A 25306-nucleotide genomic window follows, 5' to 3' on the forward strand; every position below is an offset into this window, starting at 1 on the left:
CCCGAAGGCTACTGGAAAATATTCGGCACAGAAACTAGTCTGCCGTAAGTTTTCCCGTTACGCGAGCCTTGACCGGGGCTTCGGGCGGCTGGACAGGGGAGGTCGGCGTGACGTCACCGGTGGGACTGCACCGCGTCGTGCAACCGGCGGGGGTGCTGCCGCAGGCGGCTTGGCGGCTGGACACGTCGGCGGCGATCGCCCCGAACGAGGTGCGGATCCGGGTGCAGCGGCTCAACCTGGACGCGGCGAGCTTCCGGCAGTTGTCGGAGAAGCACGGCGGGAACGGTGACGCGGTCCGCGCCGAGGTGCTGGAGATCATCGCGACCCGGGGGAAGATGCAGAACCCGGTGACCGGGTCGGGTGGGATGCTGATCGGCACGGTCGAGGAGGCCGGTCGGCGGTCCCCGCTGGGGCTCACGGTGGGGGATCGGGTCGCGACCCTGGTGTCGTTGACGTTGACGCCGCTGGTGATCACCGACGGGTTGGCCGGCTGGGACGGGCGCAGCGAGCAGGTGCCCTGCGACGGGTGGGCGGTCCTGTTCGCGCGGTCCATCGCCGCGGTGCTGCCCGACGACGAGGACCCGCAGTTGTCCCTGGCCGTGCTGGACGTGTGCGGGGCGCCGGCGCTGACCGCCCGGGTGGTGTCGCGTTACGTCGAGGAGCGTCGGCGTACCGAAGATCCGACGCCGGTGCGGGTCGCGGTGATCGGCGGGGCCGGTAAGAGCGGGTCGCTGTCCCTGGCCGCGGCGCGGCGGGCGGGCGCCGCGCGTACCGTCGGGGTGGTGCCGGTGGCGGCGGAGCGCGACGCGCTGACGGCCGCCGGTCTGGCGTCGGTGGTGGCGTTGGCCGACGCGCGCGACCCGGTGGGGTTGTCCACGGCGGTGACCACGGCGCTGGGGGTGCCGGCGGACGTGACGGTGGTGTGCGTGGACGTGCCGGGGTGTGAGCACGGGGCGGTGTTGGCCACCGCGGACGGCGGCACGGTGATCTTCTTCTCGATGGCGACGAGCTTCTCCGCGGCGGCGTTGGGCGCGGAGGGGTTGGCGGCGGACGTGACGATGCTGGTCGGCAACGGGTACGTGCCGGGTCACGCGGAGTTGGCGTTGGGGCTGTTGCGGGCCGAGCCGGGGGTGCGTCAGCTGTTCGCGGCGCGGGTCGCGGCAGACTGAGGTTATGACGAACCCCTCGACGTTGTACCGCGGCGGCGTGCTGCACTGCCCCGCCGACCCGAGCGCCACCGCGCTGCTGGTGTCCGGTGGGCGGATTGCCTGGTTGGGGACCGACGGTGACGCGCCGCCGGCCGACCGGGTGGTGGATCTGGGTGGGGCGTTGGTGACGCCCGCGTTTGTCGACGCGCACGTGCACGCCACCGACACCGGGTTGGCGTTGTCCGGGCTGGAGTTGTCCGGGGTGCGCTCGGCGGGGCAGCTGCTCGACGCGGTGGCGGGTTTCGCGGCGGGTCTGCCGGCGGACGCGGTGGTGCTGGGGCACGGGTGGGACGAGTCGGGTTGGTCGGATCCGACGTTGCCCGACGCGGCGGCGTTGGACCGGGCGGCCGGTGGCCGTCGGGTGTACCTGTCGCAGGCGTCGATCCACTCGGCGTTGGTGTCGTCGGCGTTGCTGGCGGCGTGTCCGCAGGCCGAGCGGGCGGCCGGGTACGACGCGTCGGGCTGGTTGCGGCGCGACGCGCACCATGTGGTGCGGGCGGCGGCGCAGGGGTCGGTGAGTCGGGCGCAGCGGGTCGCGGCGCAGCGGGTGGCGTTGGCGCACGCGGCGTCGTTGGGGATCGCGGCGGTGCACGAGTGTGGTGGCCCGGAGATCTCCGACGAGGAGGACTTCACCGGCCTGCTGGCGATCTCCGGTGCGGGGGTGCCGGAGGTGTACGGGTACTGGGGTGAGTTGGGTGGTGCGGCGCGGGCCCGGGAGTTGGGTGCGGTGGGTGCCGGTGGGGACCTGTTCGCCGATGGGGCGTTGGGTTCGCGGACGGCGCACGTGTCGCAGCCGTACGGCGACGGTGACGGCTGCGGGCACGGATACCTGACGGTCGAGCAGGTGCGTGATCACCTGTTGGACTGCGCGGCGCACGGTATGCAGGGCGGGTTCCACGCGATCGGTGACGCGGCGATCGGGACGGTCCTGGACGGTTTCGCGGCGGCGGCGCGGACGGTGGGTGTGGAGCGGTTGCGGGCGGCCCGGCACCGCATCGAGCACGCGGAGGTCATGAACAAGCGGTTGATCGCGCGGTTCGTGGAGTACGGGGTGGTGGCGAGTATGCAGCCGGCGTTCGACCGGTTGTGGGGTGGCGCGGGCCGGATGTACGAGGCGCGGTTGGGGTTGGACCGGTCGTTGGAGTCGAACCCGATGGGTGCGATGCATTCGGTGGGGGTGGCGTTGGCGTTCGGGTCGGATTCGCCGGTGACGCCGCTGGACCCGTGGGGGTCGGTGCGGGCGGCGGCGGCGCACCACAACCCGGCGCAGCGGATGGGTGTGCGTTCGGCGTTCGCGGCGCACACCCGTGGTGGGTGGAGGGCGGTGCACCTGGACGTCGAGGGGGTTCTCGCGTTGGGTGCGCCGGCGACGTTCGCGGTGTGGTCGACGCCGGCGGGGGTGGAGCGGGGCCTGCCGGTGTTGTTGGCCGAGGATCCGGAGCAGCGGGGTCCGGACGACCCGACGCCGCTGCCGGTGTGCCGGCGCCTGGTGCTGCGCGGTGAGGTCATCTATGAGGAAGGGTCGTCATGACCGGGAAGCTTGATCTTGATCCGGTGCTGGTGGCGCGGGCGCGGGAGTTGGCGCGTCGGGCCGGGCAGCCGGTGGTGGACCTGGCGCGCAGCCACACCACGGTGTCGGTGGAGCGGGCGGTCCTGCGGTTGGCCGGGGTGACCGGCGCCGACCCGGACGGCATTCCGTGGGTGAACCGGCTCGTCGACGCGGTCGCCGCGGATGTGGGGTTGGGTCACGGGGTGGCGGTGCCGGTGTTCGACGCCCTGGTGCGCGAGGGCAGCACCGATGTGACGTTGCTGGCGCAGAAGGCCGCCGCCGGGTCGGTGCGGTTCGCTCTGCCTTCCGGGCGGGCGGCGAGCGCGGCGCGGTCGGCGGCGCGTAAGGCGGTCGGGGCGGGTGTCCGGCGCATCGACCGGCGGCGGGCCGAGCGGGAGCGGCTCGTCAAGCGGCACGGGGATCCGGCGCAGCGGCCGTGGATCTACCTGATCGTCGCGACGGGTGACATCTACGAGGACATTCCGCAGGCGCAGGCGGCGGCTCGGGCGGGTGCGGACGTGATCGCGGTGATCCGTTCCACCGGGCAGTCGCTGTTGGACTACGTGCCCGAGGGCGCGACCCGGGAGGGGTTCGCGGGCACGTACGCGACGCAGGAGAACTTCCGGCTGATGCGGGCGGCGTTGGACGAGTCGTCGAAGGAGGTGGGCCGCTACGTGCGGTTGACCAACTACGCGTCCGGGTTGTGTATGCCGGAGATGGCGACCCTGGCCGGTCTGGAACGTCTCGACATGATGTTGAACGACTCGATGTACGGGATTTTGTTCCGCGACATCAACCCGGTGCGCACGTTCGTCGACCAGCGGTTTTCCCGGCAGGTGCACGCCCGCGCGGGGATCATCATCAACACCGGTGAGGACAATTACCTGACCACCGCCGACGCGGTCGACGAGGCGCACACGGTGACGGTGTCGCAGTTGCTCAACGAGTTCTTCGCGCACGAGGCGGGGTTGGCGGACTGGCAGTTGGGCCTGGGGCACGCGTTCGAGATCAACCCGGAGGTGCCGGAGTCGTTCCGGTTGGAGTTGGCGCACGCCCTGTTGGCCCGGGAGTTGTTCCCGGACGCGCCGTTGAAGTGGATGCCGCCGACGAAGCACATGACCGGTGACGTGTTCCGGGGCAACCTGCTCGACGGGTTCTTCAACCTGGCCGGTGCGCTGACCGGTCAGGGCATCCTGCTGGTGGGGATGATGACCGAGGCGGTGGTGACGCCGTGGTTGTCGGATCGGGACATCGCCCTGCAGAACGTGCGGTACGTGCTGGGCGCGGCCGGTGGGCTGCACGAGGACTTCGTGCCCGCGCCGGGCGGGTTCATCCGCCGCCGCGCGAACCAGGTCCTCGGTGAGGCCCTCGATCTGTTGGAGCGCATCGGGGAGCAGACGCTGCTGTCGGCGATCGCCGAGGGCACCTTCGGGATCATGAAGCGGCCCGCGGACCGGGGTAAGGGCCTCGACGGGGTCGCCGCGCACGAGGCCGACTACTGCAATCCGGCCACCGACATCCTGGAGGCCGCGGCGTGAGCGCGCAGACCGGCAGGCAGATCGTGCGGCCGTACGGGGACACCACCGGTGACGGGATGGTGCAGGTGTCGTTCACCCTGCCGGTGGCCCATGACAAGCGCGCCGAGGGCGCGGCGGTGCAGTTGGCCAACAAGATGGGCATCGACCCGGCGATGGTGGTGCACGCCAAGCCGATGGGTGACGGGTTCACGTTCTTCGTGGTCTACGGGCGGGTGAACCATCTGGTCGACGTCGACGCGGTGCAGGTCGTGGAACGCGACTTCGCGCTGCTGTCGGCGAAGGACGTCAACACGGTGATCAGGCAGCGGTTGCGGCGCAAGCTGTCCGTGGTGGGGGCGTGCATCGGCACCGACGCGCACACCGTGGGCATCGACGCGATCCTCAACGTCAAGGGCATCGCGGGGGAGAAGGGCCTGGAGTACTACCGGGAGTTGAAGGTCACCAACATGGGCGCGCAGGTCAGTGTGCCGGAGTTGGTGGAGACCGCCCGGGTGGAGAAGGCCGACGCGGTGCTGGTGTCGCAGGTGGTCACCCAACGCGACGCGCACCTGCACAACACCCGGGAGATGTCGGCGGCGTTCCGGGAGGCGATGCCGGCAGGCAAACGGCCGCTGCTGATCGTCGGTGGCCCCCGGTTCGACGAGACGATGACCGACGAGTTGGGCGTCGACCGGATCTTCGGTCGGGGCACCACGCCCGGCGAGGTGGCCAGCTATCTGGTGCACGCCCTGATCACACAGCGGAAGGCGATGGCATGACCGACGCGCGGCTCGGGTTGACGGTGACGCACCGGCGGTATGTGCCGTACTCGCACGCCCACTACGCCGGCAACCTGGTCGACGGGGCGTACGCCCTCGGGTTGTTCGGCGACGTCGCCACCGAGGTGTGCATCCGCACCGACGGCGACGAGGGCCTGTTCGCCGGGTACTCCGACGTGCGGTTCCACGCGCCCATCCATGCCGGGGACGTGGTCGAGGTGACCGCGCGGGTGTCGCGGGTGGGCACCCGCAGCCGCACCCTGGAGTTGAGTTGCGCGGTGGTGTGCCGGGGCCGCCCGGACCGCTCCGCGTCCGCCGCGGAGGTCCTCGACCCGCCGATCGTGGCGGTCACCGCGACCGGCACCGTGGTCGTCCCCGCCGCCCCACTGAGCCGCGAGGAGTGAGCCGGGGTTGCGAGCCCGCGGTCGCGAACAGGGAGGACCGGTGACCCTGGCGGTCTGCGCGGACGTCGGTTCCACGTACACGAAGGTGGCGGTGGTGGACCTCGCCGCCGGTGTCCTCGCCAACGCGGCGGCGGCGCCCACCACGGTCGGCACCGACGTGCTGCACGGCCTGGACGCCGCGGTCGCGGCGGCCACCGCCGGGCTGAAGGTGCGTGACGTGCCGTGGTACGTGTGCTCGTCGGCCGGCGGTGGGTTACGGCTGGCGGTGATCGGCTACGAGCCGCTGGTCACCGCCCAGGCCGGCCGGCGGGTCGGGTTGTCCGCCGGCGCGCACGTGGTGCACGTCGCGGCCGGTCGGCTCGGCGCGGCGGACCTGACCGCGTTGCGGGCGGCCCGATGCGACGTGGTGCTGCTCGTCGGTGGCACCGACGGCGGCGACGCCGACACCATCACCCACAACGCCACCCGGCTGGCCCGCGCGCGGTGGCGCACCCCGGTGGTGTACGCGGGCAACGCCGACGTGCGCGAGGCGCTGACCGGGCTGCTGCGCGACGCCGGGGTGCCGGTCACCGACGCGGACAACGTTCTGCCGCGCATCGGGGTGCTCGCGCCGGCGTCGGCGCGGGCGGCGATCCGCGCGGTGTTCCTGCGTCACGTCATCGGCGGTAAACGGCTGTCCCGGGGTGCCCGGTTCGCGCGGCTGGTGCGGGCGGCCACTCCCGACGCGGTGCTCACCGGTGTGGAGGTGCTCGCCGACACCATCGGCGGTGACCTGGCCGTGGTCGACGTGGGTGGGGCCACCACGGACGTGTACTCGGTCCTCACCCCGGACGAGCGGGCCACCGGGCCGGGCCGGGAGGTGGCCGGCAGCCTGTGGCGGGCCCGCACCGTGGAGGGTGACCTGGGCATGCGGTGGAGCGCCCCCGGGGTCGTCCGCGCCGCCGCCGAGGAGCGGCTGCTCACCGCCGACGAGTCCGCGCACCTGGCGGCCGCGGCGGCGCGTCGGGCCGAGGACCCGGCGTTCCTGGCCGTGGACGACGCCGAGCGGGCCGCGGACCGGCGTATCGCCACTCTCGCCGCGACCGTCGCGTTGCGCCGGCACGCCCGGGGTGCCGCCACCGGGGAGCGGGCCGGGCGGGACCTGCGCGACGTGCGGCTGTTGGTGGGTTCCGGTGGGGTGCTGCGGCACGCGTCGGCGGGCACCTCCGGGCAGGTTTTGGCGGCGGTGCTGGCCGACCACGCCGGCGGGTGGGCGCTGCCGCGTGCCGCCGCCGCGGTGGTCGACGCCGACTACGTGCTGGCCGCCGGAGGGTTGCTCGCCGAGGAGCACCGGGCGGCCGCGCAGGCGCTGCTGCGTCACCATCTGCGTACGCATTGAGACTCGCCGACCCGACACGCCGTGGCGCAACACACGACAGGCCGGCTGCGGGTTGACAACCGACGGGGGTCGGCACGTACCGTCTTTGAGTCCTACCACGGGAAGCGGCTGTTGTTCGCTTCGTCCCTTCGTCCGCTGGCCGAGCGACATGTTTCAGCGTCATCGTCGCGGCGGCCAGGTCCAGCGGGCGGGGGTCGGCGGGGCGGCGCGAACCGGCCGCGGTTACCGGTGTACGGGCAGGGTGAGGTGCACGGCCAGTAGACAACGGCCCGGCGGGGGCAGCCAGTCCGCGTCCGGTCGGTCCGAAGGTCGTCGTGCCCCATCCTCGCCACACCGGCCGGGAAGGGCCTGGGAGCATCGGGGCGCGGCGTCAGCCGCGCCCCGATTTCATTGCCCCCGGGCGGTTCGTGTCCGACAGCCCGACGCGGCCGGTGTGCCCGCCAGCCAGGTAACCTTCGCCCCGTGATCGAGGTGAAGCGGTGACGACCCTGGACCGGGACGAGACGCACACCCCGGCGGTGCTGCCCCGACCGGTCGTTCCCGGTCGGCCGTTGCCGCTGAGGGTTGCCGTGCCGCTGGCTGTGGCCGCCGGGCTGGCCCTGCTGGTGGCGTTCCCCCCGTACGGGGTGTGGCCGCTCGCGCCCGTCGGGGTGGCGTTGCTGGCCGCCGCCGCGCACCGGCGGCGGTTACGCGCCGGCGCCGGCCTGGGCTTCCTCACCGGGGTGGCGTTCTTCGCCCCGCTGCTGGCCTGGACGAACCTGCACACCGGTTACCTGCCGTGGGTGCTGCTGTCGCTGCTGCAGGCCGGTTACCTGGCGCTGCTGGGCGCGGCCACCGCCTGGGTGTCGCCGCTGGCCGACCGGAGCCGGTGGGCGTGGCCGGCGCTGACCGGCCTGCTGTGGGTCGGGCAGGAGGCGTTGCGTGACCGCACCCCGTTCGGTGGGTTCCCGTGGGGGCGGTTGGCGTTCAGCCAGGACACCTCGCCGCTGCTGCGCCTGGCCGCGCTGGGCGGCGCGCCGCTGGTGACCTTCGCGGTGGCCCTCGTCGGCGGGTCGCTGGTCACCGCCGTCTGGCGGGGCTGGGTCACCGCCCGGCACACCGCCCCAGCCGACCCGCTGGGCGCCCCGTCGGGCCCCGGCAGCCCGCAGGGCGCCACGGCGGCGCGGCGGTGGGCTCCGGTGGCCGTACCGGCCGTCGTGGCGGTCGCGTTGACCGGCGGGGGGCTGCTGGTGCCGGTGGCCACCGCCGGGTCCGGCGCCACCGTCACCGTGGCGATCGTGCAGGGCAACGTGCCGCGGTTGGGCCTGGACTTCAACGCCCAACGGCAGGCGGTGCTCAACAACCACGTCGACGCCACCATCGAGTTGGCCGGGCGGGTCGCGGCCGGGCAGCAGCGCCGACCCGACCTGGTGGTGTGGCCGGAGAACTCCAGCGACATCGACCCGCTGCGCAACCCCACCGCCGGGGCGCGGATCTCCCAGGCCGCCGACACCATCGGGGCGCCGATCCTGGTCGGCGCGGTGCTGTTGGGCCCCGGCGCCGGGCAGGTCCGCAACGCGGGCATCCTGTGGCGGCCCGGCACCGGCGCCGACATGGACCAGCTGTACACGAAACGCCATCCCGTGCCGTTCGCCGAGTACGTGCCGCTGCGCGACGTGGCCCGCATGGTCAGCAAGCAGGTCGACCTGATCCGCAGCGACTTCGTGCCCGGCAGCACCCCGGGCGTGGTACGCGCCGGCCCGGCCGTGCTCGGTGACGTGATCTGCTTCGAGGTCGCCTACGACGAGGTGGTCCGCGACACCGTCACCGGCGGCGCGCAGCTGCTGGTGGTGCAGACCAACAACGCCACCTTCAACGTGGCGGAGGCCCGCCAGCAGCTGGCCATGGTGCGGCTGCGGGCGGTGGAGCACGGACGGGCGGCGTTGATGGCCTCCACGGTCGGAGTGTCCGGGTTCGTCGCACCCGACGGGCGGGTAAGCGATGCCACCGGGTTCAACACCCGGGAGGTCGTGGTGCGGCAGTTGCGCCTCGACGACGGACGCACCCTCGCCACCCGCCTCGGTTGGTGGCCGGAGGTGGCGCTCGCCGCGCTGGCCGCGGCGGCCCTGCTCGGCGCGGCGGTGCTGCGCCGGCGGCAGCGGGTCATGCCCGGATAGCAACAGCCGGTACGCCGGCGGGAGCGGAGGAACCGTGATCCAGGCGACCGATACGATTCGACGCCGGGACGAGGTGCCCGGGGTGGGCCGGGTGCTGGTGGTGATCCCCACCTACAACGAGGCCGACAACATCGCCGCGATCGTGGGCCGGGTCCGGCGCGCCGCCCCGGCGGTGCAGGTCCTCATCGCCGACGACAACAGCCCCGACGGCACCGGGGCGATCGCCGACGCCCTCGCCGACGGCGACGCGCACGTGCAGGTGCTGCACCGCCAGGGCAAGCAGGGCCTCGGCGCGGCGTACCTGGCCGGGTTCGGGTGGGCCCGCGAGCGCGGCTACCAGGCGGTGGTGGAGATGGACGCGGACGGCTCGCACGCCCCGGAGGACCTGCCGGCGTTGCTGGACGCCGCCCGCGACGCCGACGTGGTGATCGGCTCGCGGTGGACCAGCGGCGCCCGGGTGCTCAACTGGCCGCTGCGGCGGTTGTTGCTGTCGCGCGGCGGGAACCTGTACGCGCGGCTCGCGTTGGGCATGCCCGTCTCGGACGCCACCGGCGGTTACCGGGTGTACCGGATCAGCGCGTTGGACGCCATCGACCTGGAGTCGGTCACCTCGCAGGGGTACTCGTTCCAGGTGGAGCTGTCCCGGCTGGCGCACCGGGCCGGGGTGCGGATCGTGGAGGTGCCGATCACCTTCGCCGAACGGGAACGCGGCGACAGCAAGATGAGCCCGAAGATCGTGGCCGAGGCGCTGTGGCGGATCACCGCCTGGGGTGTGCGCGACCGGCGTCAGGCGGTACGCCGAGGGCTGCACGGCACCGCTACCGGTCAGGCCCGGTGGCCGTGAGCGCGGCCGTGTCATGCTGGATGAGCGGGACACGTCCGTGGTGTCCGCGGGGATGGCGATGAGGTGAGATGCGCCGAGGACTGAGGTTCGTACCGTTGGCCCTGTTGCTGGCGGTGGTGCTGGAGCTGGCGGTGTTCGTCGGTGTGGGACGGGCGCTGGGTTTCGGGGCGGCGGTGTTGCTGGTGTTCGCCGCGTCCCTGCTGGGGTTGGTGCTGCTGCGCCGTGAGGGGATGCGCGCCTGGCGTGGTTTCCGCGCCGCCGCGGCGGCCGGGCAGCCACCGGGTGGGCAGGTGACCGACGGGTTGGTCGGGTTGGCCGGCGCGCTGTTGCTGGCGGTCCCCGGTCTGGTCAGCGGGTTGGTGGGTCTGCTGGTGCTGGTGCCGCCGGTGCGTCGACTGGCCCGCGCCGGGGTGCGCCGCGCCACCGAGCGGCGGGTGTCGTCGATGGTCGCCGGTGACCTGTTCGGGCCCCGGACGGTGCGGGTGCGCCAGGGTGCGCCGCAACCGACCCCGCAGCCGGAACAGCCGGTGGTGGTCGACGGCGGTCGGGCCATCGAGGGTGAGATCGTCGAGCCGCGGCCCTGAGACCAGGCTCGCCCTGAGACGGACACGACGACGCCCCCGGGGGAAACCCCGGGGGCGTCGTCGTGGTGCGTGGTGCGGCTCAGGCGCGGCCGCGGCGGGTCCGAACCTCCTGCAGGCGCTCCTCCAGGATGTCCTCCAGCTCGGCGATCGAGCGCCGCTCCAGGAGCATGTCCCAGTGGGTACGCGGCGGCTTGGCCTTCTTCTGCTCCGGCTCGCTGCCGTCGACGAGTCGGGCGACGCTGCCGTCGAACTTGCATTCCCAGGTCGTCGGGACCTCGGCGTCGACGGCGAACGGCACCTCGAACTGGTGGCCCTTGGCGCAGAGGTACTCGCGGGTCTGACGCGGCGCGAGCTCCGTGTTGCGGTCGGATTCGTAGCTCACCGCGCCAAGGCGGCTTCCGCGCAGCATACGCTCGCCCATGATCGACTTCCCCTCGTTCGTGGTGCTGGTCTTCTGGGTGTAACGGTGCGTCCCCGTCGAGCCATTCCCGCCCGAGGGCGTGAGGCGTCCACGGGTGGGCCGGGACCAAGGGTAGCCGGCCGGGACGGTCACCCGGTGAGGTGATCCCCGGGCGGGTCGCGGCGACGGTGTGTGTCCGCTGCCACCGGGGAGGTTAACCGCCCGAGCGTAGCGAAGGTTGCGCCGCGACCCTCAGCCGGCGTCGCCGGGAGCGGCGGCGCCGAGGCGGGCCAGCGCCAAGGCCAGGTCGCTGACCTGGTCGCCGAGCTGCGCCACCCGCCGCTGGGCCAGGTCCCGGTCGGTCTCGGCGGCGTCGAGTCGTACCGTCAGGGCGCCGAGTTGACCCTCGGCGGTCGCCGCGGCCTGCCGGGCCGCGGTCAGCTCGGCGCTGAGGGTGTCGCGGTGGGCGGCGGTGGCGGCCAGCTCCGCGCGTAGCCGCGCGGCCACCTCCGCGGCCTCCTGCCGGGCCTCGTCGGCCTGCCGGGCGGCGAGCTCGGCGCGGTCGCGGGCCCGGTCGGCCTGCTCCCGCGCGCGGGCGGCGTCGGCGGCCTCGGCGCGGGTCCGCGCGGCGTCGGCGCGGGCCTGCTCGATCTGACGCCGCACGTCCTGCACCTCGGCCTGCCACCGCCCGGCCCGCTCGGTCGCCTCGGCCGCGGCCCGCCCGGCCCGCTCGGCGTCGGCGCGCACGGCGTCACGTTCCACGCTCAGGTCGGCCACCCGTTGCCGCTCGGCGTCGCGGTCGGCGCGTAGGTCCCGCGCCTCGGCGCGGGCCTGGTCGCGGTCGCGTTCGGCCTGGGCGCGTAGCGCCTGCGCGGCGCTGGCGTCGTGGCGTGCCTGGTCCCGGGCGGCCTCGGCGTGCTGCGCGCGCTCGTCGGCGGCGGTGGCCTGCCGGTGCGCCAGCTCGGCGCGCTGGCGGGCGTCGTCGGCCTCGGCCGCCGCGGCGCGGGCCTGCTCGCGGGCGCGCGCCGCGTCGGCCGCCGCGGCCTCGGCGTCGTCGCGGGCCTCGTCGCGTTCGGTCTGCGCCGCGGCGATCTCGGTGGCGGCCTCCGCGCGGGCCTGGGCCAGCTGGCGTTGCACCCCCACCGGGGACAACTCGGCGTGCAGCGACTCGGTCAGCGTCTCGACGATCTGGTCGAGGCGGTCCACCGCCTCCCAGGTGCGGGCCACCTGACCGGGCAGGCCGGGCGCGTTGCGGTGCCGCATCCGGCTGTTGCGGGAGGCGCGCTGGCAGGCGCCGTCGTTGTCGCGGCAGTAGCGAAACGGTCGACCCGCGCCGACACGCTGCGGCACCGGCCGTCCACAGTGGGCGCACGGGCGGGTCTCGGTGGTGCTGGGCTGGGCGTCCATCGAGGGCGAAGTCTAGTGCCGGCCGGTCAGCTCGTCGCCCGGGCCGTCGCGTCCAGGGTGTAGCGGCGTTGCAGCAGCAGCGCCGCGAGCATCGCCGCCGCCGGCAGCAACCCGAAGCCGTAGCGGACCGCCGCGAGCGCCGCGTCCGGCTGCACCGGCGACTCACCCGCCGTCGAGGCCACGAAACCACCGACGGTCAGGCACAGCGCGTACGCGTACGGGCCCAGCGCCGCGCCGGTGGCCTCGGTGGCCGTCCACACCCCGGTGTAGGTGCCGGCACCGGTGGCGCTGGTGGTCGCGGCGCGGATCACGTCCGGCAGCATCGAGAACGGCAGCAACTGCATGCCGGCGAACGCCACCCCGAGCACCGCCACCGCACCGATCAGCACCGGCAGGCCGGCCGGACGGCCCACCGCCAGCACCAGCGAACCGATCGCGAACGCCCCCTGCGCGCCGAGCAGGGCCCGCTGCTTGCCGACCCGGCGGGCCACCACCAGCCAGGCCGGCGTGACCAGCAGCGCGGGCGCGACGAAGGCGGCCACCAGCGCCGTGGTGAGGCCGGGCGCGCGTAGCTCGTACTCGGCGTAGTAGGGCACCCCGGCGAGCACCAGGTGGGTGGTGGTGGACATGGCCAGGTACGCGGCGACCAGCCACCGGAACTGCCGGTCGCGCAGCGCCGTGCGCAGCGCCCGCCACCCGCCGTGCCCGGGCGCGGTGGTGACCGGCGCGGACCCGCGCAGCCGGGCGATGCCGGCCACACCGACCAGCATGGCCACCAGCATCCCGACGGCGAGGACCACACCCATGCGCTGGTAGCCGCTGCGCGTCGCGGCGTCACCGCCGGTGAGCAGCGGGGCCAGCAGCCCGGAGACCAGGATGCCCAGGGTCAGCACCACCATCCGGAACGCCATCAGCCGGGTGCGTTCGTGGTAGCCGATCCGCAGGTCGGCCGGGGTGGCCAGGTAGGGAACCTGGTAGGCGGCGAAGAGCAGGTTGCCGGCGATGAAGAACACCGCCACCCACGTGGCCGCCGGCGCGCTGGTCAGGCCGCCGGGCACGGCGAAGAGAGCGGCGAACGCGACCGGCAGGACGCAGCCGAGCAGCAGCAGACGACGCCGGTCGCCGCGTCGGGTCTGTTCGACGTCGGCGCGGTGCCCCACCCACGGGTGCAGCAGCACGTCGGCGATCTTCGGCAGCAGCAGCGTGAGGCCGGCCAGCCACGGCCCGACGGCCAGCACGTCGGTGAGGAAGTAGAGCAGCAGCAGGCCGGGCACGGTCACCCAGACGCCCATGCCGAGCGAGCCGGCGGCGAAGCCCGCCAGGGGGCCGCGGGGCAGCGTCGCGTCGGTGGCGGCCGCGGGCCGCCGGTCCAGCCCGGTCATCGCCGCATCCTCTCCGCAATCCAACGGTTGCTGGATTCTAGGGGCAGAATGACGGTCATGACCATGCCCCGCCGCCGCCCCGGTCGGCCCCGCCGCGACGAGATCCGGCCGACCCGCGAGGTGGTGCTCGCCGCGGCGAGCGCGCTCTTCGCCGAGCGGGGCTTCGACGCCGTCGGGCTGCGCGACGTCGCCGCCGCGGCCGGGGTCGACGTCGCCACGGTCGTGCACCACACCGGCACGAAGGCAGCCCTCTACGACGCCTGCTTCGCCCGGGTGTTCGCCGCCGAACGGGAGGTGCTGACCAGGGCCGCCGAGCAGGCCCACCGCGCGCTCGACGCGGGCCCGCACGCGGCGCACCACGCCCTGCACGAGCTGGTCGACGTCTTCGTCGACTTCCTCGAGGACCGCCCGGAGACCACCGCGCTGTGGTTGCGTCGCTGGCTGGAGCCACAGCGGCACGCCGAGCTCGACCAGCGCTACGCCGACCCGCTGTACGGGCTGGTCGCGGAGTTGCTCACCGCCGCGGCGGCGGCCGGCGCGCTGGCCGAGCCGACCCCGCACATCACCGTGCGGAGTCTGGTGTGGGCGACGCACGGGCACGTGGTGGCGCTGGCCGCGGGCGCGCCCGGCGCCCGGGAGCGGCGCGAGTTCCGGGCGTTCGTGCATCGTCTGCTGGACGGGCTGTACGGGTCGTCGCCGACCCCTTGACGGGCCGCCGCAACCCGACAATTATCCATCGGACGTTGGATTGATGGGGGCGGCAATGGGCGGACCACCTCGGGTGGCGGTGATCGGCGCCGGCGCCGCCGGGCTCGCCGCGGTCAAGGCGCTACGCGACGCCGACGTGCCAACGGTCGGCTTCGAGGCCGCCGACCAGGTCGGCGGCCTCTGGGTGTACGGGGCGCCCGACTCGCCCGCGTACCGCACGTTGCACCTCAACACCAGCCGTGGTCGCACCCAGTTCGCCGACCACCCGATGCCCACCGACTGGCCGGACTACCCCGACCACCGTCGCATCGCCGGGTACCTCGCCGACTACGCCGAGCGTTTCGGGCTGGGTGACAGCATCCGGCTGCGCAACACCGTCGAACGGGTCAGCCGGAACGCCGGTGGCACCTGGACGGTGACCGCCAGCGACCCGACCGGCCCGGTCGAGGTCACCGTCGACGCGGTGGTCGTCGCCAACGGCCACAACCGGGTGCCCCGACTGCCCGAGCCCGGGTACCCCGGCACCTGCACCGCCGAGCAGATGCACAGCCACGACTACCGGGGCCCGGAACAGTTGGCCGGCCGGCGGGTCCTGGTCGTCGGCGGCGGCAACTCCGCGATGGACATCGCCGTGGACGCGTCGTACGCCGCCACCCGCACCCTGCTGTCGCTGCGCCGGGGCGTCTGGGTGGTGCCGAAATACCTGCTGGGTCGCCCCTCGGACACCCTCAACGGGGCGCTGGCCCGCCGCCTGCCGTGGCGGCTGCGCCAGCGGATCAGCCAGACGATGCTGAACGCCACCGTGGGCAACCCCGCCCGCTACGGGCTGCCCACGCCGACGCACGGTTTCCTCCAGGACCATCCGACGCTCTCCGACGGGCTGCTGTCCCGGCTGACCCACGGCGACGTCGAGGCCCGACCCGGCGTCGCCGCCCTGAACGGCGACCGGGTCGAGTTCACCGACGGCCGCAGCGACAGCGTCGATCTGATCATCTGGTGCACCGGCTACCGGGTCGACGTCCCGTTCCTCGACCCGGCGCTGCTCGCCGGGGGCGCGGACACCCTGCCGCTGTACCGGCACGTGTTCCACCCCGACGCGCCGGGCCTGAGCTTCGTCGGGCTGATGCAGTCCACCGGGTCCGCGTTCCCCCTGGTCGAGGCGCAGGCCAAGCTGATCGCGGCGCACCTCGCCGGCCGGTACGCGCTGCCGGACCCGGATCGGCAGCGCGCCGTGTGCCGGGCCGAGCTGCGGGCCGCGACCGCCCGGTGGGGTCACCGCCGCCCGGCGATGCGGGTGGACTTCGACGTCTACCTGGCCGAGTTGGGCCGGGAGTTGGCCTCCGGGACCCGCCGCGCCCGCCCGGCGGTGCGGGCGTGAGCGTGAGCGCTCGATCGCTGGCCGGTCGTCGGGTGTTGGTGACCGGGGCGAGCGGCACCTTCGGCCGTCACCTCGGCGTCGCGCTGGGCGCCGCCGGCGCCCGGGTGGTGGGGCTCGACCTGCACGCCCGTCCCGACGGCGACCCGCCGGTGCTCGGCTGCGACCTGACCGACCCGGACGCCGTGCCGGCGGCGGTGCGGGCCGCCGTCGACCGGCTCGGCGGGCTCGACCTGCTGATCAACAACGCCGGCGTCGGCGGTCCCGCCCCGGCCGAGTTGCCGCCCGGCGAGGTGGTCCACCGGCAACTGGAGGTCAACCTGCTCGCCGCCTGGCGGACCACGGCCGCGGCGCTGCCCCCGCTGCTCACCGCCCACGGACGGGTGATCTTCGTGGCCAGTCGGATGGCGGTGCTGCCGCTGCCGCTCGCCGCCGCGTACGGGGTGAGCAAACGGGCCCTGGTCGCGTACGCCGACGCGCTGCGCCACGAGGTCGGCACACACGTCGGAGTGAGCGTCGTCTACCCGAGCATGGTCGCCTCACCGATTCACGACAGCACCACCGAGGCCGGGCTGTCCCTGCGGGGGGTGTCACGCCCCGAACCCGTCGAAGGGGTGGTCGCGGCGATCCTGCGGACCGCCACCGCCCGGCGGGCGCCACGCGACGTGGCGACCACCACCCGTGGCCGGCTGGAGATGGCCGTCGGCCGGCACGCGCCCGCGCTGGCCGACCGGCTGGTCCGCCGTACCCTCACCGCCCGGCTCGCCGCCGGTGACCTGGACGCCGCGCCGCTGGCCGCCGGGATGGTCGCCCGCCACCGGGGGCGGTGACCGTCGGGTCAGGGCGTGGCGACCGCCGCGCGGGAACGGTCGGCGGCGATGCGCACGGCCAGCGCGGCCAGGGCCGTACCGGTCACCCACCGCTGCACCCGCAGCCACACCGGCCGGCGGGCGAAGAACCCCGCGAGGGTGCCGGCGGTGAGCACGATCAGCGCGTTCACGCTCAACGCGACGGCGATCTGGGTCAGGCCGAGCAGCAGGCTCTGCGTCGCCAGGTGCCCACGGGTCGGGTCGATGAACTGCGGCAACAGCGACACGTAGAGGATCGCGATCTTCGGGTTGAGCAGGTTGGTGACCAGCCCCATGGTGAACAACCGTCGGGGCGGGTCCGGTGGCAGCGGTGTGGGGGCGAATGGTGACCCGCCGCCCGGGCGCAGCGTCCGCCAGGCCAGCCAGAGCAGGTAGCCGGCCCCGGCGAGCTTCACCACCGCGTACAACGTCGGCACCAGGACGAAGACGGTGGCCAGGCCGGCGACCGCCGCCGCCAGGTAGACGCCGAAGCCGGCGGCCACCCCGAGCAGCGAGACGAGCCCGGCCCTGCGGCCCTGCGCCACCGAACGCGACACCAGGTAGACCATGTTCGGGCCGGGCGTGAGCACCAGCCCCAACGCCACCAACGCGATGCCCAGCAGCGCACCCGTACCGACCATGACGCTTCCCCCGTTCGATAGTCCCCGCACCGACCGTAATCGGCATGAACACCCCGGCACAGGGCCACCTGGCAGGCCGTGGCCTGCTTCGGCATGATCCTTCCCGGGCGCTTGACCATCCGAGGCCATCCGGCGGGAATGGTCACCGTCGCGGGCGCGCTGACCCCTTGCGGGTACGCGCCGCCGTCCGGAGGTGGCGCGTTACGGTGGCCAGGGAGGTGCCGCACGGTGACCGAGGCGTGGGAAGCGTCCGTGGAGGCGAAGATCCAGGATGCCGTGCAGCGCGGCGAGTTCGACGACCTGCCTGGCATGGGCAAGCCGATCCCCGGGCGCGGAACGGCGTACGACGAAGCATGGTGGATCAAGAGTTTCCTGGAGCGCGAGGCGCTGCCCAGTGACCTGCTGCTGCCCACGTCGCTGCAACTGCGCCGACGCGTCGAGCAGGTCCCCGACGAGGTCCGTGACCTGCCCACCGAACAGGCTGTCCGCGACTTCGTCGGGCAGTTGAACGCGCAGATCATCGCGTGGCTGCGCTTCCCCGACGACGGCCCCCGCGTCGCGGTGCGCCCGGTGAACACCGAGGACGTGGTGCGCCGCTGGCGCGCCGAGCACACGACGCCGCGCATCGCGACGCCCACCACCGAGCGGGTCGCCGCCGTCGCCGCTGCGCCGCGCCGGTCGCGCCGCACGTGGTGGCTGCCGTGGCGGCGCCGGTCGCGCTGACCGACCCGGCCGACCGGTCTGGCCGGGCGCGCACGCCACCGGCAGACTGTCCGGATGGTGATCGAGCTGCGGGCGCCGGGTGTCTCCGCGACGCCGGATCTCGCCCTGCGACCCTGGCACGACGACGACCTGGGGGCGCTGCTGGACGCGTACCGGGATCCGGTGCTGCGCCGGTGGACCCGGGTGCCGGTGACCAGCCCCGCCGAGGGACGACGGTGGCTGCGGCGCGCGCGGCAGGACTGGGACGAGGGGCGACGGTTCAGCTTCGCCGTCCTCGAGGAGCAGGCCGAGGGCCCACGACTGGTGGCGAACGTGGTGCTCAAGGGGATCACACCGCAGCGCCCGGTCCCGGAGGTCGGCTACTGGACGGCGTCGTGGGCGCGTGGTCGCGGTGTCGCCCCGCGCGCGGTCACCGCGCTCAGTCGCTGGGCGTTCGACCGGTTGCCCCAGGTGACACGTCTGGACCTGCTGCACCAGGTGGACAACGTGGCGTCCTGCCGGGTGGCGCAGAAGTGCGGTTACGCGTTCCAGGAGGTGTTGCCGGCCCGGCCGCCCTTCCCGCTCGACGGTCACCGACACACGCTCGACGTCGGTTAGCCGGGCGGCAGGGCCGACACCGCCGGCCGTCCGAACCTGCCGCGAACGGATCCGAACAGGTTCGAACGGCTGCTGTCGATCCCGACGGTCCCAACGCGGATACGGTCTGGGCCGAGCGCCCAGACCACAACCGGCGCGGGAGGGGACGGGGTGACGTGACCGAGCGCGCCGCGACGTACGCCGAGGTGTTCGCGGTGCGCGAGTACCGCCACCTGTTCGGCGCGTACCTGCTGTCCCTGGCCGGCGACCAGCTCACGGCCGTGACCGTGGCGTACCTCGTCTTCACCGAAACCGGCTCGGCCGCACTGGCGGCGGCCGCCTACGCCAGTTCCTACCTGGCCTGGCTCACGGGCGGGCCGCTGCTGTCCGGTCTCGCCGACCGTTTCCCCCGGCGAAGCGTGATGATCGCGTGCGACCTTGGTCGCGCCGCGCTCATCCCGCTGGCGGCGCTACCGGACCTTCCCGCGCCGGCCCTGGTGGTGCTCCTCTTCGTGGTCAACCTGATGCGGCCACCGTTCGTGGCGGCGCGGGCGGCGATGATGCCGGAAGTGCTCGACGGTGACCGGTACGCCGTGGCCAACGGCGTGGACAACATCTGCGCCCAGGTCGTGCAGGTGGTCGGCTTCGCCGTCGGGGGGAGCCTGGTGGCGTTGCTGTCGCTGCGCGGTGCCCTGCTGGTGGATGCCGGCACGTTTCTGGTCTCCGCCCTGGTGATCAGGTTCGGGGTGCGTTCCCGCCCCGCGCCTCGAACACCGGTGAGCCCGACCGGCCAGGGCCGGGCGGTCGGCCTGCGGGTGATCTTCGCCGATTCCCGGCTGCGGTCCTACGTTCTCGTCCTGTGGACGGCCAGCGCCTTCACCTACGCCGCCGAGGGGTTGATGGCGCCGCTGGCTCGGCAGTACGGAGGCGGCGCCGCCACGGTCGGGCTGTTACTGGCGGCGGCGCCGTTGGGGATGTCTCTCGGCGGGGTCGCGCTCACCCGGTTCTGCCCACCGGCGGCCCGGCCACGGCTCATCCTGCCGCTGGCCGCGATGTCGGCCGGGGTGTTGACGGTGACCTGGCTCGTCCCTCCGCTGTGGATGATGCTCCTGCTGTTGGTGCTGGCCGGCGCCGCGAGCGCCTTCGCCATCCCCCTGAACGCGTTGTTCGGCCGGGCGGTGCCGACGCAGTACCGGGGACGCGCGTTCGGGGTGGCGATCACCGGTCTCAGTGGGCTGCAGGGCACGGCGATGGTCCTGGCGGGTCTGGCCGCCGACCGGTGGTCGGCCACCTCGGTGATCGGGTTCAGCGGACTGTCGGGCGCGCTGGCGGTCCTCGCCTTCGTGCCGCTGTGGCCGCGGCGACCCACCCGCACACCGGTGACGTCCGAGTCTCCGGTCGAACAGTCCCGAACGAATCCGAACGCCGAGATCCCTACCGCCGAGGCGGGCCGTGGCCGACTCTGAGGTCACCCGGCGGGCACGGGGGCCGTCACCGAGGGGAGAGGAGAAGGGCATGCGCAGCGTTCGCAACCGTGGCATCAGCTGGACCTGACCGTAGCGCTCCATCCGGGTGGTCGCCCGGGCAGGCGACCACCCGGCCCGCGACGCCGGTGCGAGTCAGTCGGCTGCGGCCCGCCAGCTCCAGGATGTGCGCCGCACCCGGCCGGGCAGCTCACCGCGGCCGGTCATCCAGAGCAGCACGTCGGGTGCGGCGCCGGCCGGGGCGTCCGGGAAGAGTCGCCGCAGCACCAGTGCGCTCAGTCGCTGTGGTGGCTGCCACGGCACGTCGAGGCCGAGGGTGATGTCGTGGGTGTGCAGCAGGGTCTCGGCCACCCCCATCGCGGCGAACCCGGCCGGGTCGCAGGGGCCGAAGTGCCAGGCCCGCGTGTCCGGGTCGGCGGCGTCGACGGCGAGCAGCCCGGCGCAGGCCCGCACCACGGCGAGGGTCTGCGCCGGTGTCGCGGTGGGGGAGACCCGCAGGTCGTACGGCAGGTAACCGTCATCCGGGCGGCCGGTGACCTGCCCGGCGTACCCGAGAAGGTCGTGCGCGACATGCGCGGCGGTCGTCCAACAGCTCCACGTCAGGGTGCCCGCGGGTACGGACCAGTCGCGCTCCCGGTGCGGCGTCAGCGTCCGGGTCATCTCGTCGGCCGCCGCGCACACGTCGGCGCCGATCAGCGCCGACATCCGCCACCTCGGCGGCCGGCACCGGTACGCGGGGAAAACGCCGTGGTGGGCACGACAAATCGAAGCATGCGAGAATCCAGCCTCGCACGCGGGGGGAGGTCAGCAGAGTGTTGCCCAACCTGCTGGTGGACACGACGGTGTTGCCGCCGGCGGAGAGGTTCGACTTCTGGTACGCGCTCATCGCTCAGGAGACGGCACCGACACACATCAGCAGCGCCCACCTGGACAACTTCGTCGGGTACGCCCGAGCCATCGATCTCGGTCCGATCCGGATGATCTCGCTGCGGTACCCGTCGCTGGATTCGACGCGGCCCCCGCAGGTGGTTCGCCGAGCCGAGGCGGAGGCGTTCCAGCTCGCGTTGCCGCTGACCGGGCGCAGCGTGCTGACCCAGGACCGCAACGAGTCCGCTCTCGAGGCCGTCAATCACTTCACCCTCCTGGACGTCGCCCGGCCGCACGTCGCCCGACACAGCGCTGACGGACCCGGTCTCGCCGCCACCATCACCGTGCAGATACCGCGCGCGGCGCTCCCCGTGGCACCGGACCGGATGCGTCGGCTGCTGGCCATGCCGATCTCGGGGCGCCTCGGCTTCGGCGGGCTGTTGACCCACCACCTGCGCAGCATCGCGGCACATCCGGAGCACTATCAGCCGGCCGACGCCGAGGTCCTGGGCCGGGTGGCGTTGGACCTGCTCGCTGCCGTGGTCGCTCAGCAGCTCGACGTCGGGGGCACCCTGTCTCCGGAAACCCGGCAGACCGCGCTGCGAGCCCGGATCCTCGATTTCATCGACCGCCATCTTGACAGCGCCGAGCTCAGCCCTCGGAGCATCGCCGCCGCCCACCACATCTCGCTGCGATCGCTGCACCGCCTGTTCGAGGGGGAGTCGACGACGCCTGCCGAACTCATCCGCGCCAAGCGGCTGGAGCGGTGCCGGCGTGACCTCGGCAACCCGCTGCTGCGGCAACCGGTCCACGTCATCGCCGCCCGGTGGGGATTCTCGGACAAGGCCCACTTCAGTCGCGTCTTCCGTGCGCGTTACGGACGTTCGCCGCAGGCGTACCGGACGGCCGTCACGGGTCAGGATCGGTGACGAGGGTTGCCACCCAAACATCAACGTTGAGAAGTTACAGCTGCTTGCTAAAATCTTGCAATCCTCTGTTGATTTTCCGTACGCTGCCGTGGTGAACGAGGAGCCGCTGGTCGAGGCGAAAAATCTGACCAAGGTCTATCCACCACGAGGGTCCACAGCGGAGTTCCGCGCGGTCGACGGCATCGACTTCGCGCTACGACGGGGGGAGTCCTTCGGACTGCTCGGCCCCAACGGCGCCGGCAAGTCCACCACCATGCGGATGATCGCCGCGACCTCGCCGATCAGCGGCGGCAGCCTGCGGGTGCTCGGCATGGATCCGATGAAACAGGGGCCGGAGATCCGCTCCCGGCTGGGCGTCGTGACGCAGGACGACCACCTGGACAACGAGCTCACCGTTCGGGAGAACCTGCACATCTACGGGCGGTACTTCAGTCTGCCCCGGGCCGTCATCCGGGACCGCGCCACCCGTCTGCTGGACTTCGCCCAGCTGAAGGAGAAGGCCGGCGACCAGGTGGAGACGCTCTCCGGTGGCATGCGCCGGCGGCTGACCATCGCCCGTTCCCTGATCAACGAACCCGACATCCTGCTGCTCGACGAGCCGACCACCGGCCTCGACCCACAGGCCCGACACATCCTGTGGGACCGACTCTTCCAGCTCAAGCAGGAGGGCGTCACGCTCATCCTCACCACGCACTACATGGACGAGGCCGAGCAGCTCTGCGACCGGCTGATCGTCGTCGACCACGGCCGGATCGTCGCGCAGGGCTCCCCGCAGGACTTGATCACCAGGTACGCCACCCGGGAGGTTCTCGAGCTCCGCTTCCGCCTCGACGAACGGGACACCGCGGCGGAGAAACTGCGCACCTCGGCCCTGGCCACCGGCGGCAGCGACACCGACGGCCGGGTCGAACCGCTTCCCGACCGGGTGCTGGTCTACACCGCCGACGGCGAGGCCGCGCTCGCCGCGGTGCACGCCATGTCACTCACGCCGCTCACCGCACTGGTCCGCCGCGCGACGCTGGAGGACGTGTTCCTCAAGCTCACCGGCCGATCACTCATCGAGTAGCAGGAGGGACCGCCGGTGCTGCACGCATTCCGATACTGGCTCACGCTCTACCGACGCACCTGGCGCGGCTCGATCGTGATCAACGTGTTGAACCCGTTGCTGTTCCTCATCGGCATCGGCGCCGGCCTGGGCGCCCTCGTCGACGACAACGCGCCGGCCCAGATCGCCGGCGTGTCCTACGCGGCGTTCTTCGCCCCGGGGATGCTGGCCGCGGCCGCGATGCAGAACGCGTTCCTGGAGGCGTCCGGGGGAGTCGCACGGGCCGCGGGGTTCGGGGCCTACCGCAGCGCCACACCGACGCCACTGGACCCGGAGCAACTCGCCGCCGGGCACCTGCTCTTCATCACCTTCCGGGTCCTCGTCGCCAGCGGCGCCTTCATCGCGGTGATGGCCGCGTTCGGGTTGATCGGGGGATGGTGGGCGCTCGGTGCCCTGCTCGGCGCGACGCTGACCGGGGTCGCGTTCGCGGCACCCGCCGCGGCGTGGGCGGTCGGCGTGCGCAAGCTGCGCCACATCGACACGGTGTTCCGGTTCGTCATCATGCCGCTGTACATGTTCTCCGGTACGTTCTTCGCGATCTCGCAGCTGCCGGAGTGGATCCGGCCGGTGTCCTACCTGCTGCCGCTGTGGCACGGGGTGGAGCTGTGCCGCACGCTGAGCCTCGGCACGGCCACGATCGCCGGCAGCTCCGTCCACATCGGCTACCTGCTGACGCTCGCCATCGGCGGCTTCCTGGTCGCCCGGGTCACCTACCGCCGACGGTTGCACCCGTGACGGCCCACGTCCAGCGCCCTCGTGGAGGCAGCATGAGCACGGTCGCCGTACCCGCCTGGACGGTAGGCCGCGCCCTGGCGCTCATCGAACGCAACTTCATGATCTACCGCCGGTCGATCACGCCGCTGCTCAACGCGCTCGTCGAACCGATCCTGTACCTGCTGTCGATCGGTGTCGGCGTCGGGCTGCTCGTCGGCACCGTCCCCGGGGTCGACGTGCCGTACGCCGTCTACGTGGCACCGGCGATCCTGGCGACCACGGCGATGAACACGGCGTTCAACCAGACGAGCTTCGGGGTCTTCATCCGGATGCGGGTCGACAAGACCTACCAGGCGATCCTGCCGACACCGCTCTCCGTCACCGACATCGCCGTCGGCGAGGTCACCAGCGCGATGATCAACGCGTTGCTGACGTCGATCGGGTTCCTCGCCCTGATGGCGGCCGGTGGGCTGGTCACCTCGGCCTGGGTGCTGCTGGCGCTGCCGGCGTCGGTGCTGATCGCGTACGCCTTCGCGGCGGGTGGGCTGGCCGTCACGACGTATTTGCGCGACTTTCCCGACTTCCAGTACATCCAACTCGTCATGCTGCCGATGTACCTCTTCGCGACGACGTTCTACCCCCTGTCGGTCTATCCGGAGGCGGTGCAGCCCCTGATCCGGGCGCTGCCGCTCTACCACAGCATCGAGCTGGTCCGGGAGCCCGCGTTGGGCCACCTCGGCTGGGACCTGCTGATCCCGGTGGCCTACCTGGTCGCGTTCGGCTCGGTCGCGATGTACGTCGCCACCCGTCGAATGACCCGGGCGATGCTGCGCTGACCCGCCCCCTACCGCCGCAGGTCGGTCGGGTCGTCCGCCCTGAAGTCGCGTACGGCGGTGCGGATGGCCTCGCCGTACGGGTCGTCCGGCAGTTGCCCGAGGTGCTCGCGGGCCCGGGACAGGTGCTCGGCGGCCAGGGCGGCGTTGCCCAACCGGCGGTGGCAGTCGGCCAGGTTGAGGTGCAGCGACGGCAGGAACGCCTGGACCTGGAGCGAGGACAGGTAACGCTGCGCCCGTTCGTCGGTCAGGTCGGACACGGCCGCCAGGGCACGCTCGTCCCAGCTCAACTCCGCTTCGGTGCTGTCCTGGAGATCGGCGAGGTAGTGGGCGAGGGTGCAGCGGTGGAACGCGTCGCCGTCGGCGCCGATCTCGTCCCACAGCGCGGCGAGGGTGTCCCGGGCGAGATGCTTCTGCCCCGATCGGCCGAGCTGCACCGCCGTACCGATTTGGGTCATGGTCGGGTCGGGCGTCGGTTCGTTGTCCATGCCGCAGATGCTCGACCCTCGACCCGGTCGAGGGTCAAGTCGGCGGATGGTGCCGCGCGTACCAACGCGCCGCTGACCGACGCCTAGACGCCGGCGGCCCTGCTCCTGCTCGCGCTCCGCGTTCGCGCGGTGATCCCTCATGCCCGAGATTCTGCGGGGAGGCACGGGCACGGGAGTCGCTGCCGTTTATTGGATTTCCGGTAACAGCAATCTAATAAACTAGGCCACGAAAGGGGCATAACGCCCGGACACCATAATGACAGTTCTTGTGCGTAAGGCATCAGGATGGTGTGAGAGAACTGGGACGGGGCGTGTTGAGCGCCAGCCGCACTTCAGCGGCGGTGACGCGGGCGTTCAGTAGGGACGACACCGCTCTTCAGTACCGCGTCACCGATCTTCTGTCCTGG

Annotated in this window: 25 protein-coding genes; 19 read left to right on the top strand and 6 right to left on the bottom strand. The window is 73.0% G+C overall.

Annotation, left to right across the window (positions count from 1 at the left end; all coding sequences use genetic code 11):
- Positions 1-119 precede the first annotated feature (119 nt).
- From AB0J33_RS29700 to AB0J33_RS29740, 9 genes are all read left to right on the top strand, one after another.
- Positions 120-1169 (top strand): zinc-binding alcohol dehydrogenase, encoded by a 1050-nt coding sequence (locus tag AB0J33_RS29700; protein WP_363618233.1) that lies wholly within the window; start codon positions 120-122, stop codon positions 1167-1169.
- Between the two features lie 4 nt (positions 1170-1173).
- The gene (locus AB0J33_RS29705; protein ID WP_363618193.1) at positions 1174-2739 is read left to right on the top strand and encodes an amidohydrolase; all 1566 of its coding nucleotides are present in this window, start codon (positions 1174-1176) and stop codon (positions 2737-2739) included.
- Positions 2736-4295, top strand: coding sequence for a lysine 5,6-aminomutase subunit alpha (locus AB0J33_RS29710; protein WP_363618195.1), 1560 nt, complete (start codon positions 2736-2738; stop codon positions 4293-4295). The genes AB0J33_RS29705 and AB0J33_RS29710 overlap by 4 nt, the downstream gene beginning before the upstream one ends.
- Positions 4292-5053 (top strand): OAM dimerization domain-containing protein, encoded by a 762-nt coding sequence (locus AB0J33_RS29715; RefSeq protein WP_363618197.1) that lies wholly within the window; start codon positions 4292-4294, stop codon positions 5051-5053. Before AB0J33_RS29710 ends, AB0J33_RS29715 begins: the two co-directional genes overlap by 4 nt.
- Positions 5050-5457 (top strand): hotdog domain-containing protein, encoded by a 408-nt coding sequence (locus AB0J33_RS29720; protein ID WP_363618199.1) that lies wholly within the window; start codon positions 5050-5052, stop codon positions 5455-5457. The genes AB0J33_RS29715 and AB0J33_RS29720 overlap by 4 nt, the downstream gene beginning before the upstream one ends.
- 40 nt (positions 5458-5497) lie before the next feature.
- The gene (locus AB0J33_RS29725) at positions 5498-6835 is read left to right on the top strand and encodes a glutamate mutase L (protein WP_363618201.1); all 1338 of its coding nucleotides are present in this window, start codon (positions 5498-5500) and stop codon (positions 6833-6835) included.
- 488 nt (positions 6836-7323) lie between these two features.
- Entirely contained in the window at positions 7324-8991 is a 1668-nt protein-coding gene (gene lnt / locus AB0J33_RS29730; RefSeq protein ID WP_363618235.1) for an apolipoprotein N-acyltransferase, read from the top strand.
- A gap of 34 nt (positions 8992-9025) precedes the next feature.
- Complete coding sequence (locus tag AB0J33_RS29735; protein ID WP_363618203.1) at positions 9026-9835, top strand: polyprenol monophosphomannose synthase; 810 nt, start codon at positions 9026-9028, stop codon at positions 9833-9835.
- A gap of 68 nt (positions 9836-9903) precedes the next feature.
- On the top strand, positions 9904-10419 hold the full coding sequence (locus tag AB0J33_RS29740; protein ID WP_363618205.1) for an FxsA family protein: 516 nt from the start codon (positions 9904-9906) through the stop codon (positions 10417-10419).
- Between the two features lie 79 nt (positions 10420-10498).
- Here AB0J33_RS29740 and AB0J33_RS29745 read toward each other — a convergent pair whose 3' ends face one another.
- From AB0J33_RS29745 to AB0J33_RS29755, 3 genes are all read right to left on the bottom strand, one after another.
- Positions 10499-10840 carry an RNA polymerase-binding protein RbpA gene (locus tag AB0J33_RS29745; protein ID WP_030327608.1) on the bottom strand — a complete coding sequence of 114 codons (342 nt, stop codon included), beginning with the start codon at positions 10838-10840 and terminating at the stop codon, positions 10499-10501.
- A 231-nt stretch (positions 10841-11071) separates the two neighbouring features.
- Positions 11072-12226, bottom strand: coding sequence for a hypothetical protein (locus AB0J33_RS29750; protein ID WP_363618207.1), 1155 nt, complete (start codon positions 12224-12226; stop codon positions 11072-11074).
- Between the two features lie 26 nt (positions 12227-12252).
- The gene (locus AB0J33_RS29755) at positions 12253-13608 is read right to left on the bottom strand and encodes an MFS transporter (RefSeq protein ID WP_363618209.1); all 1356 of its coding nucleotides are present in this window, start codon (positions 13606-13608) and stop codon (positions 12253-12255) included.
- 63 nt (positions 13609-13671) lie between these two features.
- On the opposite strand from AB0J33_RS29755, the gene AB0J33_RS29760 reads away from it, so the two are divergent.
- The 3 genes from AB0J33_RS29760 to AB0J33_RS29770 are packed head-to-tail and all read left to right on the top strand — an operon-like array spanning position 13672 to position 16521.
- The gene (locus tag AB0J33_RS29760) at positions 13672-14316 is read left to right on the top strand and encodes a TetR/AcrR family transcriptional regulator (protein WP_363618237.1); all 645 of its coding nucleotides are present in this window, start codon (positions 13672-13674) and stop codon (positions 14314-14316) included.
- A 55-nt stretch (positions 14317-14371) separates the two neighbouring features.
- Positions 14372-15694 (top strand): NAD(P)-binding domain-containing protein, encoded by a 1323-nt coding sequence (locus AB0J33_RS29765; protein ID WP_363618211.1) that lies wholly within the window; start codon positions 14372-14374, stop codon positions 15692-15694.
- Positions 15691-16521, top strand: a complete 831-nt coding sequence (locus tag AB0J33_RS29770; protein WP_363618213.1) for an SDR family NAD(P)-dependent oxidoreductase — start codon at positions 15691-15693, stop codon at positions 16519-16521. Before AB0J33_RS29765 ends, AB0J33_RS29770 begins: the two co-directional genes overlap by 4 nt.
- 8 nt (positions 16522-16529) lie before the next feature.
- Here AB0J33_RS29770 and AB0J33_RS29775 read toward each other — a convergent pair whose 3' ends face one another.
- Positions 16530-17180: a LysE family translocator gene (locus tag AB0J33_RS29775; RefSeq protein ID WP_363618215.1), complete on the bottom strand. Its 651-nt coding sequence runs from the start codon at positions 17178-17180 to the stop codon at positions 16530-16532.
- 228 nt (positions 17181-17408) lie between these two features.
- On the opposite strand from AB0J33_RS29775, the gene AB0J33_RS29780 reads away from it, so the two are divergent.
- The 3 genes from AB0J33_RS29780 (at position 17409) to AB0J33_RS29790 (ending at position 19945) form a co-directional block, all read left to right on the top strand.
- Entirely contained in the window at positions 17409-17903 is a 495-nt protein-coding gene (locus tag AB0J33_RS29780; protein WP_363618217.1) for a DUF1992 domain-containing protein, read from the top strand.
- A 54-nt stretch (positions 17904-17957) separates the two neighbouring features.
- Complete coding sequence (locus AB0J33_RS29785; RefSeq protein ID WP_363618219.1) at positions 17958-18500, top strand: GNAT family N-acetyltransferase; 543 nt, start codon at positions 17958-17960, stop codon at positions 18498-18500.
- 155 nt (positions 18501-18655) lie between these two features.
- Positions 18656-19945 (top strand): MFS transporter, encoded by a 1290-nt coding sequence (locus AB0J33_RS29790; RefSeq protein ID WP_363618221.1) that lies wholly within the window; start codon positions 18656-18658, stop codon positions 19943-19945.
- Positions 19946-20098: 153 nt separating this feature from the next.
- Here the strand turns inward: AB0J33_RS29790 and AB0J33_RS29795 are convergent, their stop codons facing one another.
- Complete coding sequence (locus AB0J33_RS29795) at positions 20099-20668, bottom strand: hypothetical protein (protein WP_363618223.1); 570 nt, start codon at positions 20666-20668, stop codon at positions 20099-20101.
- A gap of 107 nt (positions 20669-20775) precedes the next feature.
- On the opposite strand from AB0J33_RS29795, the gene AB0J33_RS29800 reads away from it, so the two are divergent.
- The 4 genes from AB0J33_RS29800 to AB0J33_RS29815 all read left to right on the top strand — a co-directional run bounded on the left by AB0J33_RS29800 (position 20776) and on the right by AB0J33_RS29815 (position 24414).
- Positions 20776-21759, top strand: a complete 984-nt coding sequence (locus AB0J33_RS29800) for a helix-turn-helix domain-containing protein (RefSeq protein WP_363618225.1) — start codon at positions 20776-20778, stop codon at positions 21757-21759.
- A gap of 106 nt (positions 21760-21865) precedes the next feature.
- A complete protein-coding gene (locus AB0J33_RS29805) occupies positions 21866-22825 on the top strand; it encodes an ABC transporter ATP-binding protein (protein WP_363618239.1) in 960 nt (319 codons plus the stop codon).
- Positions 22826-22840: 15 nt separating this feature from the next.
- Positions 22841-23599: an ABC transporter permease gene (locus AB0J33_RS29810; RefSeq protein WP_363618227.1), complete on the top strand. Its 759-nt coding sequence runs from the start codon at positions 22841-22843 to the stop codon at positions 23597-23599.
- A 32-nt stretch (positions 23600-23631) separates the two neighbouring features.
- Positions 23632-24414 (top strand): ABC transporter permease, encoded by a 783-nt coding sequence (locus tag AB0J33_RS29815; RefSeq protein ID WP_363618229.1) that lies wholly within the window; start codon positions 23632-23634, stop codon positions 24412-24414.
- A gap of 8 nt (positions 24415-24422) precedes the next feature.
- Here AB0J33_RS29815 and AB0J33_RS29820 read toward each other — a convergent pair whose 3' ends face one another.
- Positions 24423-24899 carry a hypothetical protein gene (locus tag AB0J33_RS29820; RefSeq protein WP_363618231.1) on the bottom strand — a complete coding sequence of 159 codons (477 nt, stop codon included), beginning with the start codon at positions 24897-24899 and terminating at the stop codon, positions 24423-24425.
- Between the last annotated feature and the right edge of the window lie 407 nt (positions 24900-25306).

Origin of the sequence: Micromonospora sp. NPDC049645 (assembly GCF_040675155.1) — a bacterium.
Lineage (GTDB): Bacteria > Actinomycetota > Actinomycetes > Mycobacteriales > Micromonosporaceae > Micromonospora.

Coding starts and splice junctions, on each gene's coding strand:
- AB0J33_RS29705 (WP_363618193.1), top strand. CDS start 1,174: ATGACGAACCCCTCGACGTTGTACCGCGGCGGCGTGCTGCACTGCCCC.
- AB0J33_RS29710 (WP_363618195.1), top strand. CDS start 2,736: ATGACCGGGAAGCTTGATCTTGATCCGGTGCTGGTGGCGCGGGCGCGG.
- AB0J33_RS29720 (WP_363618199.1), top strand. CDS start 5,050: ATGACCGACGCGCGGCTCGGGTTGACGGTGACGCACCGGCGGTATGTG.
- AB0J33_RS29740 (WP_363618205.1), top strand. CDS start 9,904: ATGCGCCGAGGACTGAGGTTCGTACCGTTGGCCCTGTTGCTGGCGGTG.
- AB0J33_RS29745 (WP_030327608.1), bottom strand. CDS start 10,840: ATGGGCGAGCGTATGCTGCGCGGAAGCCGCCTTGGCGCGGTGAGCTAC.
- AB0J33_RS29750 (WP_363618207.1), bottom strand. CDS start 12,226: ATGGACGCCCAGCCCAGCACCACCGAGACCCGCCCGTGCGCCCACTGT.
- AB0J33_RS29755 (WP_363618209.1), bottom strand. CDS start 13,608: ATGACCGGGCTGGACCGGCGGCCCGCGGCCGCCACCGACGCGACGCTG.
- AB0J33_RS29760 (WP_363618237.1), top strand. CDS start 13,672: ATGCCCCGCCGCCGCCCCGGTCGGCCCCGCCGCGACGAGATCCGGCCG.
- AB0J33_RS29765 (WP_363618211.1), top strand. CDS start 14,372: ATGGGCGGACCACCTCGGGTGGCGGTGATCGGCGCCGGCGCCGCCGGG.
- AB0J33_RS29775 (WP_363618215.1), bottom strand. CDS start 17,180: ATGGTCGGTACGGGTGCGCTGCTGGGCATCGCGTTGGTGGCGTTGGGG.
- AB0J33_RS29785 (WP_363618219.1), top strand. CDS start 17,958: ATGGTGATCGAGCTGCGGGCGCCGGGTGTCTCCGCGACGCCGGATCTC.
- AB0J33_RS29795 (WP_363618223.1), bottom strand. CDS start 20,668: ATGTCGGCGCTGATCGGCGCCGACGTGTGCGCGGCGGCCGACGAGATG.
- AB0J33_RS29815 (WP_363618229.1), top strand. CDS start 23,632: ATGAGCACGGTCGCCGTACCCGCCTGGACGGTAGGCCGCGCCCTGGCG.
- AB0J33_RS29820 (WP_363618231.1), bottom strand. CDS start 24,899: ATGGACAACGAACCGACGCCCGACCCGACCATGACCCAAATCGGTACG.